15 protein-coding genes are annotated in these 15,648 nt (G+C 57.5%); 6 read left to right on the forward strand and 9 right to left on the reverse strand.

What is annotated here, in order from left to right:
* Positions 1-19 precede the first annotated feature (19 nt).
* The 4 genes from B3Q33_RS13970 to B3Q33_RS13985 all read left to right on the forward strand — a co-directional run bounded on the left by B3Q33_RS13970 (position 20) and on the right by B3Q33_RS13985 (position 5,255).
* Positions 20-1,210 carry an NAD(P)/FAD-dependent oxidoreductase gene (locus B3Q33_RS13970; protein WP_273008788.1) on the forward strand — a complete coding sequence of 397 codons (1,191 nt, stop codon included), beginning with the start codon at positions 20-22 and terminating at the stop codon, positions 1,208-1,210.
* 166 nt (positions 1,211-1,376) lie between these two features.
* Positions 1,377-1,760: a DUF6394 family protein gene (locus tag B3Q33_RS13975; protein ID WP_035247195.1), complete on the forward strand. Its 384-nt coding sequence runs from the start codon at positions 1,377-1,379 to the stop codon at positions 1,758-1,760.
* A 5-nt stretch (positions 1,761-1,765) separates the two neighbouring features.
* A complete protein-coding gene (locus B3Q33_RS13980) occupies positions 1,766-3,484 on the forward strand; it encodes a potassium channel family protein (RefSeq protein ID WP_035247198.1) in 1,719 nt (572 codons plus the stop codon).
* A 79-nt stretch (positions 3,485-3,563) separates the two neighbouring features.
* Positions 3,564-5,255: an alpha/beta hydrolase gene (locus B3Q33_RS13985; RefSeq protein ID WP_272975337.1), complete on the forward strand. Its 1,692-nt coding sequence runs from the start codon at positions 3,564-3,566 to the stop codon at positions 5,253-5,255.
* A gap of 60 nt (positions 5,256-5,315) precedes the next feature.
* Here the strand turns inward: B3Q33_RS13985 and B3Q33_RS13990 are convergent, their stop codons facing one another.
* The 7 genes from B3Q33_RS13990 to B3Q33_RS14020 all read right to left on the reverse strand — a co-directional run bounded on the left by B3Q33_RS13990 (position 5,316) and on the right by B3Q33_RS14020 (position 11,193).
* Positions 5,316-5,747 (reverse strand): thioesterase family protein, encoded by a 432-nt coding sequence (locus tag B3Q33_RS13990; protein WP_272963266.1) that lies wholly within the window; start codon positions 5,745-5,747, stop codon positions 5,316-5,318.
* 195 nt (positions 5,748-5,942) lie between these two features.
* Positions 5,943-6,302, reverse strand: a complete 360-nt coding sequence (locus tag B3Q33_RS13995; RefSeq protein ID WP_272975338.1) for a hypothetical protein — start codon at positions 6,300-6,302, stop codon at positions 5,943-5,945.
* Between the two features lie 41 nt (positions 6,303-6,343).
* On the reverse strand, positions 6,344-6,754 hold the full coding sequence (locus B3Q33_RS14000) for a roadblock/LC7 domain-containing protein (protein ID WP_035247212.1): 411 nt from the start codon (positions 6,752-6,754) through the stop codon (positions 6,344-6,346).
* Positions 6,751-7,302 (reverse strand): GTP-binding protein, encoded by a 552-nt coding sequence (locus B3Q33_RS14005; protein ID WP_035247214.1) that lies wholly within the window; start codon positions 7,300-7,302, stop codon positions 6,751-6,753. The genes B3Q33_RS14000 and B3Q33_RS14005 overlap by 4 nt, the downstream gene beginning before the upstream one ends.
* A 4-nt stretch (positions 7,303-7,306) precedes the next feature.
* Entirely contained in the window at positions 7,307-8,278 is a 972-nt protein-coding gene (locus tag B3Q33_RS14010; RefSeq protein ID WP_035247216.1) for a hypothetical protein, read from the reverse strand.
* A 374-nt stretch (positions 8,279-8,652) separates the two neighbouring features.
* Positions 8,653-10,188 (reverse strand): glutamate synthase-related protein, encoded by a 1,536-nt coding sequence (locus B3Q33_RS14015; RefSeq protein ID WP_272975339.1) that lies wholly within the window; start codon positions 10,186-10,188, stop codon positions 8,653-8,655.
* Positions 10,189-10,341: 153 nt separating this feature from the next.
* Positions 10,342-11,193 carry an SDR family NAD(P)-dependent oxidoreductase gene (locus B3Q33_RS14020; protein WP_273008787.1) on the reverse strand — a complete coding sequence of 284 codons (852 nt, stop codon included), beginning with the start codon at positions 11,191-11,193 and terminating at the stop codon, positions 10,342-10,344.
* Positions 11,194-11,444: 251 nt separating this feature from the next.
* Between B3Q33_RS14020 and B3Q33_RS14025 the strand changes: the two genes are divergently transcribed.
* Positions 11,445-12,353, forward strand: a complete 909-nt coding sequence (locus tag B3Q33_RS14025; protein WP_272975341.1) for an oxidoreductase — start codon at positions 11,445-11,447, stop codon at positions 12,351-12,353.
* A 103-nt stretch (positions 12,354-12,456) separates the two neighbouring features.
* Positions 12,457-13,179 carry a YebC/PmpR family DNA-binding transcriptional regulator gene (locus B3Q33_RS14030; RefSeq protein ID WP_035247227.1) on the forward strand — a complete coding sequence of 241 codons (723 nt, stop codon included), beginning with the start codon at positions 12,457-12,459 and terminating at the stop codon, positions 13,177-13,179.
* Between the two features lie 64 nt (positions 13,180-13,243).
* Here B3Q33_RS14030 and B3Q33_RS14035 read toward each other — a convergent pair whose 3' ends face one another.
* Both B3Q33_RS14035 and B3Q33_RS14040 read right to left on the reverse strand, forming a co-directional pair.
* Positions 13,244-13,837, reverse strand: coding sequence for a peptidoglycan binding protein CsiV (locus tag B3Q33_RS14035; RefSeq protein WP_035247229.1), 594 nt, complete (start codon positions 13,835-13,837; stop codon positions 13,244-13,246).
* 248 nt (positions 13,838-14,085) lie between these two features.
* Positions 14,086-15,648: TRCF domain-containing protein (locus B3Q33_RS14040; RefSeq protein ID WP_286828170.1), on the reverse strand; the 1,563-nt coding region annotated here is incomplete at its 5' end.

A 15,648-nucleotide genomic window follows, 5' to 3' on the forward strand; every position in this document is an offset into this window, starting at 1 on the left:
CCGGTAACCGGAGGGCCCCATGGCAGTCAGTACAGAAGTGGATATCGTCGTTATCGGCGCCGGAGCGGCTGGACTGATGTGTGCTGCCACGGCTGCCTATCAGGGCTATCGGGTGCTGGTGCTGGATCACGCCAACAAGGCGGGCAAGAAAATCCTCATGTCCGGCGGAGGTCGGTGCAACTTCACCAATCTGAATACCACCCCGGAACATTTCGTTTCCGCCAACCCCCATTTCTGCAAATCCGCCCTCAAGCGTTACAGCCCCTGGCACTTCGTGGAGCTGGTGGAGCGCCATGGTATCGAGCATGTGGAAAAGGCGGCGGGGCAACTGTTCTGCGCAGAATCTTCCAAGGATATTCTCGGCATCCTGCTCACCGAGTGTGGCTGGGCCGGTGCGGAGATTTCGCTGAAGACTCAGATTCGCCGGGTGGAGCGGGCGGGGCAGGGCTTTGTGCTCACTACTTCCGCTGGCGTCATTCGTTGCGCCAAACTGGTGGTGGCCTGCGGGGGGCTGTCGATTCCCACCATGGGGGCCTCGGGCTTCGGCTATCAGCTTGCTGAGCAATTCGGGCTCAGTGTGCTGCCCACCCGTGCCGGGCTGGTACCGTTCACGCTGCAGCCGGATGACAAGGCCTGGCTGTCCGCCTTGTCCGGTATCAGTACCGAGGTGGTGGCAGAGGCCGGTGGCACCCAATTTGCCGAGCCCATGCTGATCACCCACCGGGGCCTGTCTGGTCCAGCCATGTTGCAGGTCTCCAGTTTCTGGGCACCGGGCCAGCCGGTGACTGTGGACTGGCTACCCGGTGTTGCCGATCCTTTCGCCGATCTGGTCGCCGAGCGCAACCAGCATCCCAACCGTGGCATGGAGCGGTGGCTGCGCCAGTATTTCTCGCAACGGCTGGCTGGGGCCCTGGTGGAGCGGTTTGGCTGGCAGGGCAACCTGCAGCAGTTCAGCAACGAGCGCCTCAGTGGTCTGGCAGCCACCCTCAAGGGCTGGCAATTCAAACCCTCGGGCACGGAAGGCTATCGCACCGCAGAGGTTACCCTGGGCGGGGTCGACACCGATGCCATCTCTTCCAAGACCTTTGAAGTGAACACCGTACCGGGGCTGCACTTCATTGGTGAGGTCCTCGATGTCACCGGTCAGCTCGGTGGCTTCAACTTCCAGTGGGCCTGGGCCAGCGGTTGGTGCACGGGGTTGGCGTTGTAAAGTTTGCCAGCCCGCTGAGAGGCATGGCCCCACCGCCGGCAGCTACGGATAAACCGTATTTCGCGGTCGGCTCTGTAGGTAAGTCATCCTGGGGCAAGCCTGTAGCCCACCAGTCCATTCCCTGACACAATGATCCCCAACACCTCGGGCAAAACAAGGATGCACGATGAACCTCGAGAAGGTGGTTTTTGGTTTTTTCATTCTGCTTGCGCTGACGCTTAACTTCGGGTTTTTCTACGGGGAGATTGATAACCCGCAGCACCATGACGTTTATGAGTTGTTTGCGGCCCTGGTGGTCAGCCTGATAGCCACCGTGCTCAAGTTCGGTGAACGCACGCAGATTGGCGCTGTGTTGTTGGCTTCCTCCCTGGTGGCAGATCTTCAGTTAATCGTGGCCGCCATTGTCTGGGCGGTCGCGGTGCATGTGCTTGAAGTCGGGCTGACGCCGGCGGTAATGGCGTCCATTGTGTCCCTGTCAGGTGGCGCCCTGTTGGCCAACCTGGTATCCGCCGTGCTGTTGACGGTGGAAACCATCACCCTGCAGCGATAACTGCCATGCCCTCTGTCGTTCCCATGATCCTGCGGCGCATGCGTGTGCCGCTGGTGGTGCTGATTGTGGCGTACAGCATCGCCACCGTGGGTTTCACTCTGATTCCCGGCGTGGATGATCAGGGTAACCCCTGGCGGATGAGTTTCTTCGAAGCCTTCTACGTGGTCAGCTACACCGGTAGCACCATTGGCTTCGGTGAGGTGCCATACGATTTTTCCGGTGGCCAGCGCATGTGGACCATGGTCAGTATTTATCTGACCGTGTTCTCCTGGCTGTATTCCGTGGGCATCATTATTTCCCTGCTGCAGGACAAGAATTTCCGGCAGGAACTGAGCCGAGTGCAATTGCAGCGCAGCCTGCGCCGCTTTCGTGAACCTTTCTACGTTATCTGCGGCTACGGTGATACCGGCAAACTACTGACCCGGTCTTTGCTCAGTCGAGGCATGCGGGTGGTCATCGTGGACAAGGACCCGGAAGCCATTGATTCTCTGCGCATCAAGGATCAGGGGCTGTATGTGCCGGGTTTTACGGTGGATGCGGAAATCCCCGGGAACCTGGTCAAGGCCGGCCTCAAGCACCCGCTGTGCCGTGGCGTACTGGCGGTGACCGACAACAATCACACCAATTTAAAAATCGCCACTACGGTGAAATTGCTGAACAAACACAGCCAGGTGTTCTGTCGCGCCGGTAGCGAAGAAAATGCCAACAATATGTTGTCCTTCGGCACTGATCTGGTGGTCAATCCCTATCAGGATTTTGCCCGTCGTCTGTTGTTGGGCATCCGCCAGCCGGATACCCACCGGGTGTATGATTGGCTCACCTCCTTGCCCGGTGCCGGCTTGCCGGAGCGGCCAATGCCTCCCCAGGGTCGCTGGATACTGTGTGGTTTCGGCCCTTTTGGCCGCGCTGTGTACGAGGCGCTCAGCAAGGAGGCGGGTATTGATCTGGTGGTGGTGACGCCACACCCGAATCAGCCGGATGTGCCTGCTGGCAGCGTGGAAGGGAAGGGCACGGAAGCAGTGACTCTGCGTGAAGCGGGTATCGACAAGGCCGTGGCCCTGGTGGTGGCGACACCGGATGATGCCGATAACCTGTCAGTCATGATGACGGCGCGCGAATTGAACAGCAGTATTTACATGGTGGCCTTGCAGAACCGCCTGCATAACCGCCTGTTGTTTCAGGCCGTTAATCCTGAATTGCCCGTGCAAACCAGCTTTCTGGTGGCCAGTCGTTTCCTGTCTGTGCTCAATGCGCCTCTGTTGAAAGAGTTTCTCCAGGAGGCAGAGAAACAGGGTAATGAGTGGAATGAGCAACTGCTGGAGCGTATGGCCGGGATCACGACCACGATCACCCCGGAAAGCTGGCACGTGCAGATAGGCGATGAAGAGACCCCCGCAGTGACCCTGGCTCTGCGTCTGGGGGAGCCGGTTACCCTGGGCAATCTGTGTCGTAGTCCCCGTCATCGGCTCACTTGTCTGGATGCCATTCCCCTGATGCTGCGCCGCAATGGCCGCAATACTCTTCTGCCCGATGAAACGGAAAAGCTGGAGCCTGGTGACCGCTTGCTGTTTTGCGGCACGGACAAGGCCAATAATCTGATGCAATGGAGCCTGCGCCACCTCAACGCCTTGCGTTACGTGCAGACGGGCCATCAGCGACCGGATGGCCTGGTCTGGCGCTGGCTGGCCAAACGCCGGGCAGCACCGGTGGACGTGCGGGAATAGTCGCCGGTAGTTGCTTGCCTGCTTGCCGTGGTTCCCGGCACTTCCTATGATCGTTGCTGCAGACTATGGGCGAGACTGAGTGGAAGACGACAACAATAACGATGCGCTGATCGGTAAAATCTACGAAACAGCGCTGTCCCCCGGCGACTGGGTCGAGTTGCTGGATACCATTGCCGGCTGGACGGATAGCCGGCCGCCATCCGCCGATCCCGGCAGCTCTCTGGCAACGCGACAGACTTCCAGCGAAGTGGATCAACTGATTGACCACCTGGAACGGGCGGTGCGTAGCAGTGCCTACATGCATGCCCTGGAAGATCGTACCCAAGTGCTCAATGCCATGTACAACCAGATGCCCTGGCCCATGCTGATGCTGGATGATGGCATGCAGGTACTGGAATGCAATCCAGTGGCCAGGCAGGTGCTGGCGGATGGCCCGGTGCAGTTGCATGAAGACGGCAGCCTGCTGTTTGCCGATCGGGAATTGAAACAGGCCCTGGACCGCATCAACCGGATGGCTGAGGGCCGTGAAACCCGCTTGATCAGTTCTTCCCAGGACGGGGTGTCCCTGTTATGTCTGCCGGTGCAGAAATCCGATGCGCCGGGGACAATTTCCCAGCTGCGTACTATCGTCTGGGTGTTGGCGGGCCATAGCGTGGTGACGCCATCCCCGGAGATGCTTCGCTCCCTGTTTAATATCTCCCAGGCGGAATCCCGCCTGCTGCACCTGCTGTGCAAAATCGGCAACCTGAGCCAGAGCGCCAAACTGCTGAATGTCAGCATTCACACCGCCCGTACCCAGCTCAAATCCACCATGGCAAAACTCAATGCCAACAGCCAGGTACAGCTGGTCAGTCACGCCATGGGCCATGCTCTGGTGCAAGCTGCGAAACTGCCACAAATACAGCAGGAACAGGAATACACCCTGAGTCTGCCAGATCGTCGAGTGCTTAGCTGGTACGAATATGGCGACCCCAATGGTCGTCCGGTACTCACCCTGGACAACCTGGGTGCGGCCATGCCGGATCATGGCTACTTTGATGGCTGGTATCGTGAAAAAGGGCTACGCATGATCATGATCGTGCGGCCCGGCTACGGCATTTCCACCTACAAGGCGGGTATGGAATTCCGGGATTTTGGCCCGGATATTCTCGCCTTGTGTGAGCATCTGGACCTGAATCGTCCACCCATGGCGGCCTACTGTGGGGGAGGCCCCTATGCCCTCTGTGCGGCAGCGCTATACCCGGACATTTTCGATCGACTTGGCCTGTTGGCCAGCACTGTTCCTATCGGGCACTTCGAATTGGACAAGCTGGACCCGCTGCACAACATGTTCTTGCGTCTTTTCCGTCGTGACCCGAGGCTATTTGTGTTGGTAGGGCGGTTGGGCATACGCGGTGTGCAGAAGGCGCCAGAAAAATTCTTCGCCATGATTGCAAAAGGGTTGTGCGATCAAGACAAGGCTGTGCTGGGTAATCCGGATCTGTTGCAGCGCACCATCAAATCCATGCGTCGCAGCCATTTCCAGGGTGCCCGCATTATGATTGATGAGTATCTACGCATGCAGCATCCCTGGCAGGTGGACCTGGGCAAGATTACCGTGCCGGTCATGCAGTGGCACGGCGAAGACGACCGGATTATTTCCATCGGCAGCGCCCGCGGCCTGGCGAGTGATTTGCCCGGCGTGGCGTTTCGCAGTTTCCCGGGACTGGGGCGCTTTATGGTCTATCCGATGTGGAAGGCGTTTCTTACAGAGTTGCTGGAACTGGACTGATTCAGAACAGGCGTGAATTTGTCGACGGTGCAGTGCGTTTCAGCAGACGCCCTTACCTTGTCATGCAAGATCGGCAAACTGCTCTCGAAACGCCGTTGGCACGGGCATGATTGCGTGGCTCTGATGATCGAAAAAGACAAAGCCCTGCTTGGCTAACACTACCAGCTGACCGCCAGGCTGTTTGCTGACCCGGAAAATCAGATCGGCCCCGTACTTGTTGAAATCCATCAATCCCACTTCGAACTGAAGATCATCTTGAGCGAAACTTTCCGTCTTGTAGGTGGCCACCAGGTCAGTCACCACAATGCTCTGCTTGTCGGTATCGAACTGGTCGAAGCCGATATGGCAGAAAAACCGGTAACGGGCTTCGGAGAGCAGTGAGATCATCTGGTCGTTGCCCACATGTTTACCGGTATTCAGGTCTGTCATGCGCACATTGATGGTGTGGGTGTAGATGAACTGTTCAGGCAAGTCGAGAGTAACGCGGGCCATACTGCAGTCTCCAGCGGGGAAGGAGAGGAGTGTAGCAAGGTCTATCGGGTTTAGTGAAAAAGGATTATGTATTGGGCGGAGTGGCATTCTGGCAACACATGCACCAGCTCAGGAAGTGGTCTGAAAGCACCGTGCCATGGAAGAACGTATGGTACGGAGCAGCAATGGTGCTGCTCCATACCCACGACGTGATGGTTAAACGCTCAGGTCAGCTTCAACCGATTGGCAATTGCGCCGAGCCAGTGCCAGATTGGATTTTGCCTTGTCCAGCACCAGGTACATGAACAGACCTTCATTTTTCGCCACCGGACGGATGATGTGATACTGGGTTCCCAGTGTGATCAGAATATCCTCGATGGTGTCTTTGAGTCCCAGTGATTTCATGGTTTTAAGCTTGGCACGAACCACCTCGGTGTTGCCGGCGGCGGCCAACTCAAGATCCAGTCCGGTCCCATCCTGACCCAGCACCATGCCACTGTTTGAATCAACAATAGCGGCACACATTGCACCATCGGATTCCAACAGGGTTTTCAGACTCTCAGTAACGTTGCCCATAACTAACTCCTATTATTTTATATTTTCCCTAAAGAGGGGAACTAACTGGCTGCTTTCAATGATTCCGATAGAGCTGCACAACAGTTTTTGGCGCCCCAGATCAGTTGCCCGAGCTTGGAGGCGTCATTGGCGACTACGGCCAATGCCAGGGGAGGTGAGCTGTTGGGCACTTTCATCACGGCCACAACGCCCTCCTCGGATTCGACAATCAGGCGGCTGCACTCAGAAATGCCCGCTTCTTTTGCTATTGCCGAGCTGATTGCCGCAAGGGAGCTTCCCATTGCGGCAAGCCGGCTGGCTTTCCCCTTATCGTTTTCCAACGTGGCTATTTCAAAGCCATCACTGCTCAATAGCACGGCAGAGGTGATCCCCGGGGTGGAGTCTTGCAGGATGTGTAGCTGTTTCTGCGCCATTGCCACGGCAGAATCGCTAAGAGGGTTCCTGTCTTTCATACTTGCATCAGTTCCATTTCGTTGGCTTCGATCTGACAGAGGAGGGTTTCAACCAGAAGCAGAACGTCTTCACACTCCCTGACGTCCACGGAAATCACTGGGACAAACAGATGTTTGGCTGCCAGTTTTTCCGTAACCCGGTCGATACGTGTGAAGTCATCACTGGAAATCCGGCCAATACCAATAACCAGAGGCGTTTCCCCGTTGTTGGAAAAAGCGTTGGTGTAAAGTTCCAGGTGTTCTTCAAGGTCCGGGTGTTCGCCGTTCAGAAGGAGGATAACTCCTGCTGCATTGGTAGCCAGAATTGGCCACATGAACTGAAAACGCTCTTGCCCTGGTGTGCCGTAAAGGCGCACGCCACTACCGTCAGGCAGGCTGATATAACCGTAATCCAGACCGGCGGTCGTCATTTCCTTGTTGCACTGCTCTAAATCAGTGTTTATCACATCCGTGGAGACACATTCCTGATCACTGAGTTGAGTGATTGCCGTAGTCTTACCGGCGCCCATCGGGCCGGTGAAAAGGATTTTGAATTCGTTGCTTATCATTATTTCAGCTCAATCCCAGACGTGTTCTCAGGCCTTTGATCATCCCACCGAGGCGATGGTGTTCCGCGCCAGCTTGTACTGATGGGGCTATAGCAGAGGGCGGTCTCACCTGACTGACCAGTAACCCGCTAATTTCACAAGCATTGATGAAGTGATAAAGCGCCTTGTCATCACAATGTGAAAGTGTCTTCAGCTCTGACAGCGTCAGTGCACGGCGGGTCATCAGGGCACACAAGGAGAGCAACTGCCGGGATTTATTCAGCGCTGCAGCACTGGGCCAACGGCTCAATTTGAAATGGCTGTCTTCATCCAGCCAGGGCAGCAGGTCATTGCAATGGTTAGCTCCGGTTAGCCAGGCGAGCTCAAACAGTGGCCGTGGCACCATGCCCTCGGAAACGGGTTCGCTGCTGGGGCTTAAAGGGCTAAAAGACACCGGGCCCGCGGACAAGGCGTGTAGCAATGCGGGCCGTGCGTAAAACCGGTGGCTTCCGGGTTTTACCAGTAAAAGGCCTTCCGGACTTTGGCTGCTGTACAGTTCAGTCGACCCCTTGTTATTGATAACCCGGTATAAACTGGCACAAAAATCGACGCTAGGTAGTGATGAGTTTCCTTCTGATTCAGACACTTCACGATTATGCTCAGCATGACTGGATGAAGTATCCAAAGATCGCAGTACCTCATCCAACACATCCAGCAGCTGCATGACTCGAAATGGGTGTGGCAGCGCAAAAGCGGATGCTGGTTTTTCCTCAGAGCTGGGGTAAATGACGATACAGGGTTTTTGGCTCAGGTCGTCCTGGCTGGTTTGTGCCTCTTGCAGACTGGACACCATGAGAACATCCGCCATCGCAGGTGTTGCCTGGCTCCAGTGTACTGAGGAACGGCCATCAATGATTTTCAGCATGGAAAGACAGGCACTGACCGTGTCTTCTCCCAATCCGATAAATCCAAGACGCTGTGTTTGCATTTGTGCCATCCGAGATCCGGTAGTACCGGTTACTGCAATAGTGGCGAAAACTGCTGATCGCCATCAGTTAGTGATCTATGTCTCAATTATTAGTAGCGGGACGCCCAGCAGGGCAAAGGGATCGCGACAGGCGGAGACTTTCAAGGGATGAGTTGATGTTGCGATCACGTCATATTGACCGTCTTTGTTGGCGGTTTTCTGAAGCGAAGGAACGATTTTTTTATAACAGGATGATTAATAAGGAAAATATTATTATTTGAAAAAATAAGTGACGTTGGTTGTGAGGTAACGAAATAAATGTACGCCTTTTCCTACATTTGCCATTCACTTGTAAGACATTGCTTACCGATGGTTGAAATTTCTCCCTCTGTTATCTCTGGAAGCTAGCCGATTCCGCCATAACGAACCCCGGCCAGGGCAGCCATTTCCCGATCAAAGGTTGCCAGGTCTTCCAGGGTAAATTGATTCAGATGGTGGTGGCCGCAGGCGCGGGCCATGACTTGCATCAGCTCTGTTGAGGCATGGAAGAAGTTGGCCAGCCGGTGGGCAGCGTGGTCCACGTCCAGACGTTTTCGCAATTCCTCGTTCTGGGTGGCGATGCCGGCGGGGCATTGGTTGGTATTGCACATGCGGGCGCCAACGCAGCCAATGGCCTGCATGGCGCTGTTGGACAGGGCAATACCATCGGCCCCCAGGGCCAGAGCTTTGACGAAATCCATGGGCATGCGCAGGCCGCCGGTGATCATCAGAGTGACGTTGCCGCTGGCGCCCTGGTCATCCAGATAGCGGCGGGCGCGGGCCAGGGCGGGGATGGTGGGCACGCTGATGTGGTCGCGGAACATGGCGGGTGCAGCCCCGGTGCCGCCGCCCCGGCCATCCAGAATGATGTAGTCGGCGCTGGCATCCAGGGCGAACTGGATGTCTCTTTCGATATGGTTAGCGCTCAGTTTGAACCCCACCGGTATGCCGCCGGACACTTCCCGCACCCGGTCGGCGAAACGTTTGAAATCATCGCTGCTGTGCAGCTCCCTGAAGGTGGCAGGGGAGATGGCCGGCTGGCCTTCGGGAATGTGGCGCACCTGGGAAATCTTGCCCACGTTCTTGTTGGCAGGCAGATGGCCGCCGGTGCCGGTCTTGGCGCCCTGGCCACCCTTGAAGTGAAACGCCTGCACCTTCTTCAGATGGTCCTCGGTATAGCCAAACATGGCGCTGGCCAACTCGTAAAAATAGCGGGAATTGGCGGCCTGTTCTTCCGGCAGCATGCCGCCCTCGCCGGAACAGATGCCGGTGCCGGCCAGGTCTGCGCCCCGTGCCAGTGACACCTTCGCCTCCTCGGAAAGTGCACCGAAGCTCATGTCCGAGACCATCAGGGGAATCGCCAGCGTTAGTGGTTTGTCCGCTCTGGGACCGATCACCAGTTCGGTGCCTACGGGTTGGTCATCCAGCAGCGGCTGGGTGGCCATCTGCGCCACCATGATCTGGATATCATCCCATTTGGGCAGGCAGTCACGGGGGACACCCATGGCGGTCATGGGGCCATGATGGCCGACATTATCGAGCCCGTTTTCCGCCAGGTCGTGGATCAGGGCCACGTTGGGTTCCTCAGCGGTGGCCTTGGGCTGTGGCATGCCGTCCCGCTGGATACTCTCCGGGCCGGGGCCTTCTTCGCCGACCTGGTCTTTGCTGAACCGGGCGTGGGTGCCATCGCAATAGGGGAAGTTGCCGCTGTGTTTGCACATGCACAGGTAGCCTTCGTCCTTGTCGGCTTCGAAGCCGAGGGGAGTGATATCGGTGCCCGCATGGGAGCCATCGCAGAAGGGCTGGTTGGCGGAACGACCGCAGCGGCAGAAGTGGTAGGTTTCACCGGGTTTGAGTTCGGTTTTCCGGGGCTTGATATCGGCGATGACGGGCTTGGACATGGGGACTCCTGGCTGGCACTGCTGGCTGGGATACTTCGATCATGCCAGCGGTGGCGGGGGAGTCAACGCTTTGGAAAGGGCAGGATAGAGAGCACTCGCTATTCGACTCTGCCTGCCTCATCGCGCGGCAGGAAGAGTCGAGTGAAGCGCTTGCTAGCGGTTCGATTCGATGTTTCGAACCAGGCGGTGAATCTTTTCGCTGCGATCCAGCAGCGCATCGCTGAGTGGGCTCATCACCCCCCGCAGCATGGACAAGGGTTTCCAGCGGGCCGGGGCAATGATGGCGGCGGAGCGGGTTGTCAGTCCGGCAACCAGGGCAGTGGCAATTTCCTCGGGTTGCACCTGCTTTCTCAGTACGGCAGGAAAGGCGCTTTCAATCAGCTCGGAGGCGGTGGCATGACCACCGAAGGCCAGCTCGGTGATAGGTGTTGCCGTCCAGCCGGGGTAGAGCACGCTGGCGCTGGCGCCGGTACCGGCCAATTCAGCCCGCAAGGCTCTGCCGAGCATTTCCACTGCCGCCTTGGAGGCGGCGTAGGGCGCATTGACCATGCCGTTGACGAACGAATAGATCGAGGAGGTGATGACAATCTGGCCATGATTTCGCTGAACCTCCGGCAGGGCCGCACGAAGAGTGCGCCAGACGCCGAACAGATCCACGTCGATAATTTTTTCGAACTCGGCCTCATCGCAGCTGGCGATAGTCGCCGGGTTGTTCCGCCAGGCAATGCCGGCGTTGGCAAAGGCGATATCCAGCCGGCCAAAGTGCTCCACGGTTTGCAGAACGACAGCTTTTGAGGCGGCTGCATCCGTTACGTCGAGAGGCAAGGCGAGTACCCGTGCGGGATCAAATTCTGCGGCAAGCAAGTCCAGGGACTGCTGGGATAAATCCGTCAGCACCAGGTTGGCCCCTTTTGTGTAAAGCGCTCGAGCGCTGGCAGCACCAATCCCGCCGGTTGCGCCGGTGATGAGAACCACCTTGCCATTCAGGTCATACTTCTTGCCCACGTGCGGATCTCCCTGTAAGTCGTTGCGTCCGGTAACCATGACAGTGGCCACCGGTGGGTCAAAACAAGCACAGAACCATACCACTGATGCTCAGTGAGAGTCCTGTGGGATTCAGTAGCCACCGGCCTCAAGCCGACCTGTGAGTTTTCCTTCATCGTGTGGCGTCAAACGATTGGCCCAGCAGGAAGGGGTGATGGTAGCCGGTGCCGTGCACAATCATTTTCATCGCAACCACAGGAAAGGATTTTCTCATGGGCAAATCAACCTGGCGGCCGGAGATGATGGCAGACCTCACCGGCAAGACGATTCTGGTAACCGGCGCCAACAGCGGCATCGGCCTGGAAGCGGTGAAACTGTTCGCCGGCAAAGGGGCCGAAGTGATCATGGCCTGCCGTAATGTGGACAAGGCCAAAGCGGCCGCGGAGGCGGTGAAAGCCATGGTGGCTGACGCCAGGCTGGTGATTATGGCGCTGGATCTGGCTGATCTTGCCTCGGTAAAGGCGTTTTCCGAGGCGGTAAAGCAGCGCTTTGCAAAGCTGGATGTGCTGCTCAACAACGCTGGCCTGATGGCGCCGCCATTGCAGCGAACACGGGATGGTTTCGAAATGCAGTTCGGCACCAATCACTTGGGACATTTTGCGCTGACCGGCCAGCTTGTTGAGCTTCTCGAGTTTGCCAGCGATCCACGGATTGTGCAGATATCCAGCCTGGCCCATCGGGGCGGGAAGTTGATGTGGGGGAATCTCAATGCGGAAAAAAACTATTCCCGTTGGCCCTTCTATTGTCAGAGCAAGCTGGCCAACCTGATTTTCGCCAGGGACCTGCAGCGTCGGCTGCAGGCATCGGGGTCGAACATCAGGGTAATGGCCGCTCACCCCGGCTATTCCGCTACCCACCTTCAGGATACGGTGCCCGGTGGAGGCCTGTTCAACAAGATCATGGCTCAGTCTGCTCAGATGGGGTGCCTGCCCGGCGTCATGGCCGCCACCAGCGATGCGGTGGAGGCGGGCGGTTATTACGGCCCGGAGGGAAAGGTGATGGAATTACGCGGCTATCCGGCCCCGGCCTTTGCCCGCAAGATCACTGACAATCAGGCCGTTGCACAGCGGTTGTGGGAAGAATCGGAGCGGTTGACCGGGGTACATTATCTTAACGATTAGACTGTTTGTCTGATGTTGAGGGGTGTTATTTCCCGGGCGTAGGTAATTTCCCGTTTTTCCCCTAGAATCTGCGGCTGACTATCAATCTCGGAGTAAGTATCCCATGGGCCGCGCCTATCAGAACCGTAAAGAATCCATGGCGAAAACCTCGGACATGAAGGCCAAGGTTTACAGCCGCTATGGTCGAGAGATTTATGTGTGCGCCAAGGCGGGTGGCCTGGATCCATCTGCCAATCTGGCCCTGCGTGGTCTGATTGACCGGGCCAAGAAGGATCAGGTGCCTGGCCATGTGATCGATAAAGCCATCGACAAGGCCAAAGGCGGCGGCGGTGAAGATTTTGCCCCGGCTCGTTACGAGGGCTATGGCCCTGGCGGCTGCATGGCGATCATCGAGTGTCTTACCGACAATCCCAACCGTACTTTCGGCGATGTGCGCGTGGCGTTCACCAAGACCAAGTGCAAGATCGGTACCCAGGGCACCGTGGCTCACATGTTCGATCATGCGGCGATTTTCGTGTTCCGTCATGATGACGAAGAAGCGGTGCTGGAAGCACTGATGGACGCGGATGTGGATGTCACCGATATCGAAAGCGAAGACGGCATGCTCACTGTGTTCACCCCCAACACAGAATATGCCAAGGCCCGCCAGGCGCTTGCTGGCGCTTTCGAAGGTATCGACTTCGAGGTGGATGAAATCCAGTTTATTCCGCAGAGTTTCACCACGGTGAGCGGCGATGACCGGGAGCTGTTCGATAAATTCCTGGCCATGCTCAACGATCTGGACGATGTGCAGAACGTGTATCACAACGTAGATTTGGCCGAATAAATTTGATGTCTCTTCCGCCTGGACCACTTACTGGGCGGTGCCCGCCTGTTTCATTTGATCGGCCTTAACGAGTGATTCGCACCAGCATGCCGAACATGGGGTGGTCGAAGTAATAGACTTCATGGCCGGTGAGGCGACGGCTTTCGTCGATATCCACGTAGAAACGCTGGCCGTTACTCTGGGTATTGAACCAGATGCGTGGCTCCACGTGGACGTAGCGGGATTCGCTGAAGTGCAGTGTGCCTTCCAGTTCTGGCACGTTGCCGTCACCCGTTGTCAGGGTCTGACCACCGCTCAGATACACTGGCAGAGTGTCGCTCTTGTCACCAATGGGCTGGCTCCAGGCCTTGTGGTAAAGCTGTCGGTAATCACCGGTGCCGGCCATGCGCTCCATCATGTATTGCAGCACGGTCTCGTCTTCCGGCAGAGGTTGCCAGGCACCGCGGGACAGTGCGTCCGGGTCGGCGTATTCGCTGGCTTCCGGTGCGCCAATAGTCACTGACCGGGAGGCGTAGCGAGGTTGCAAATCGGCGGGCCAGATTTCTTCGCTGCTGCCGTGATCACGGGCGAATATCAGGACCTCAACGTTGTACCAGCTCTGGGCAATGACAGGGGTGGCCATGAGGGCCAGCACAGCCAAAAAGAATGCGCGAAGCATCGGGATCTCCTCTGGTGGCCTGTATGCAGGCCTTATCTTGATACTGACGTGGAGGTGTGCCCCTCCTGCTGCCTGTCGGATGCTCCGCTGGGGGCGGAGAGTCCGGTGATTTCCTTACACCTGTACGCCTTGGCTGAGACAAGGCGACGCCCTGGAAATTGCACCCACGTCATTTTTTATTTCAACGACTATAACCAGTTCACATCGCCAATTCACGATTAACCGCCTGGCCGGTCGTTTTTCACGAATTAGCTGCCGGTGTCCTGTTTGATGCTCTGGGCTGCAAGGCGCTTGAGCAGGGCCTCTACCACCTCGATACGTTCCTCTGGCGTTTCACTGCCTTCCACAAAACGCAGTGCATTGGCACCCTCGAGCTTGTAGCGGTTGGGGCCGGACTGGACCAGTTTTACGATAGTCAGCGGATCCACCGGGGTGCGCTCGCCGAATTCCAGCTTGCCGCCGCCGGCGTGAGCATCGAGTCGAGTGATGCCCAGGCGCTCCGCCTGCTGGCGCAGTTCGGTGACCGCAAACAGGTTTTTCACCGGTGCCGGCAGCAGGCCGAAGCGATCGATCATTTCTACCTGCAGTTCTTTCAGGCCATTGCGGGTCTTGCAGCCGGCAATGCGCTTGTAGAGGGTCAGGCGGCCGAACACGTCAGGCAGGTAATCCTCAGGGATCAGAGCGGGGATACGCAGGTTCAGTTCCGGACCACCGCTGAGCGGTTTTTCCACGTCCGGTTGTTCGCCCCGTTTCAGAGCTTCCACCGCCTGTTCCAGCATTTCCATGTAGAGGCTGAAACCGATGGTGTGGATGTTACCGTGCTGCTCTTCGCCGAGCAGTTCCCCGGCGCCACGGATTTCCAGATCCTGGCTGGCCAGCATGAAGCCGGCGCCCAGGTCGGTGGCCTGTTCGATGGCCTCCAGGCGCTTGAGTGCGTCCTTGCTCATCGCCTTGGGGCTGGGGGTGATCAGGTAGGCGTAGGCCTGGTGATGGCTGCGGCCCACGCGGCCTCGTAACTGATGCAGCTGTGCCAGGCCGAGCTTGTCGGCCCGGTCGATGATGATGGTGTTGGCGCTGGGCACGTCGATGCCGGTTTCGATGATGGTGGAACAGACCAGCACATTGAAGCGCCGGTGATAGAAGTCGCTCATCACCGCTTCCAGTTCCCGCTCGCGCATCTGCCCGTGGGCAATGCCGACGCGGGCGTCAGGGACCAGTTTGCGGATGTCGGCCGCGGTCCTGTCCATGGTGTCGATATCGTTGTGCAGATAGTACACCTGACCGCCACGAAGCAGCTCGCGGAGCAAGGCTTCCTTGATGGTGGTGTCGTTGTGCTGCTGCACGAAGGTTTTTACCGACAGGCGTTTTTGCGGTGGGGTGGCGATGATGGAAATGTCGCGCATGCCGCTAAAGGCCATATTCAGGGTACGGGGGATCGGAGTGGCGGTGAGGGTGAGGATGTCGCATTCAGCGCGCATCTGTTTGAGGCGCTCCTTGTGACGCACCCCAAAGCGGTGTTCCTCGTCCACGATGATCAGCCCCAGGTCGCTGAAGGAGACGGTTTCCTGCAGCAACTGGTGGGTGCCGATCAGGATATCCACCTTGCCTTCCTTCAGACGCTTCAGCACCTGGGTCTTGTCCTTGGCACTGCGGAAGCGTGACAGCACTTCGATGTTCACCGGCCAGTCGGCAAAGCGGTCAGTGAAGGACTCGTAATGCTGCTGGGCGAGCAGGGTGGTGGGCACCAGCACCGCCACCTGGGTCTGGTTTTCCACTGCCACGAAGGCGGCGCGCATGGCCACTTCGGTCTT

Origin of the sequence: Alcanivorax sp. UBA3183 (genome assembly GCF_002364155.1) — a bacterium.
Lineage (GTDB): Bacteria > Pseudomonadota > Gammaproteobacteria > Pseudomonadales > Alcanivoracaceae > Alcanivorax > Alcanivorax jadensis.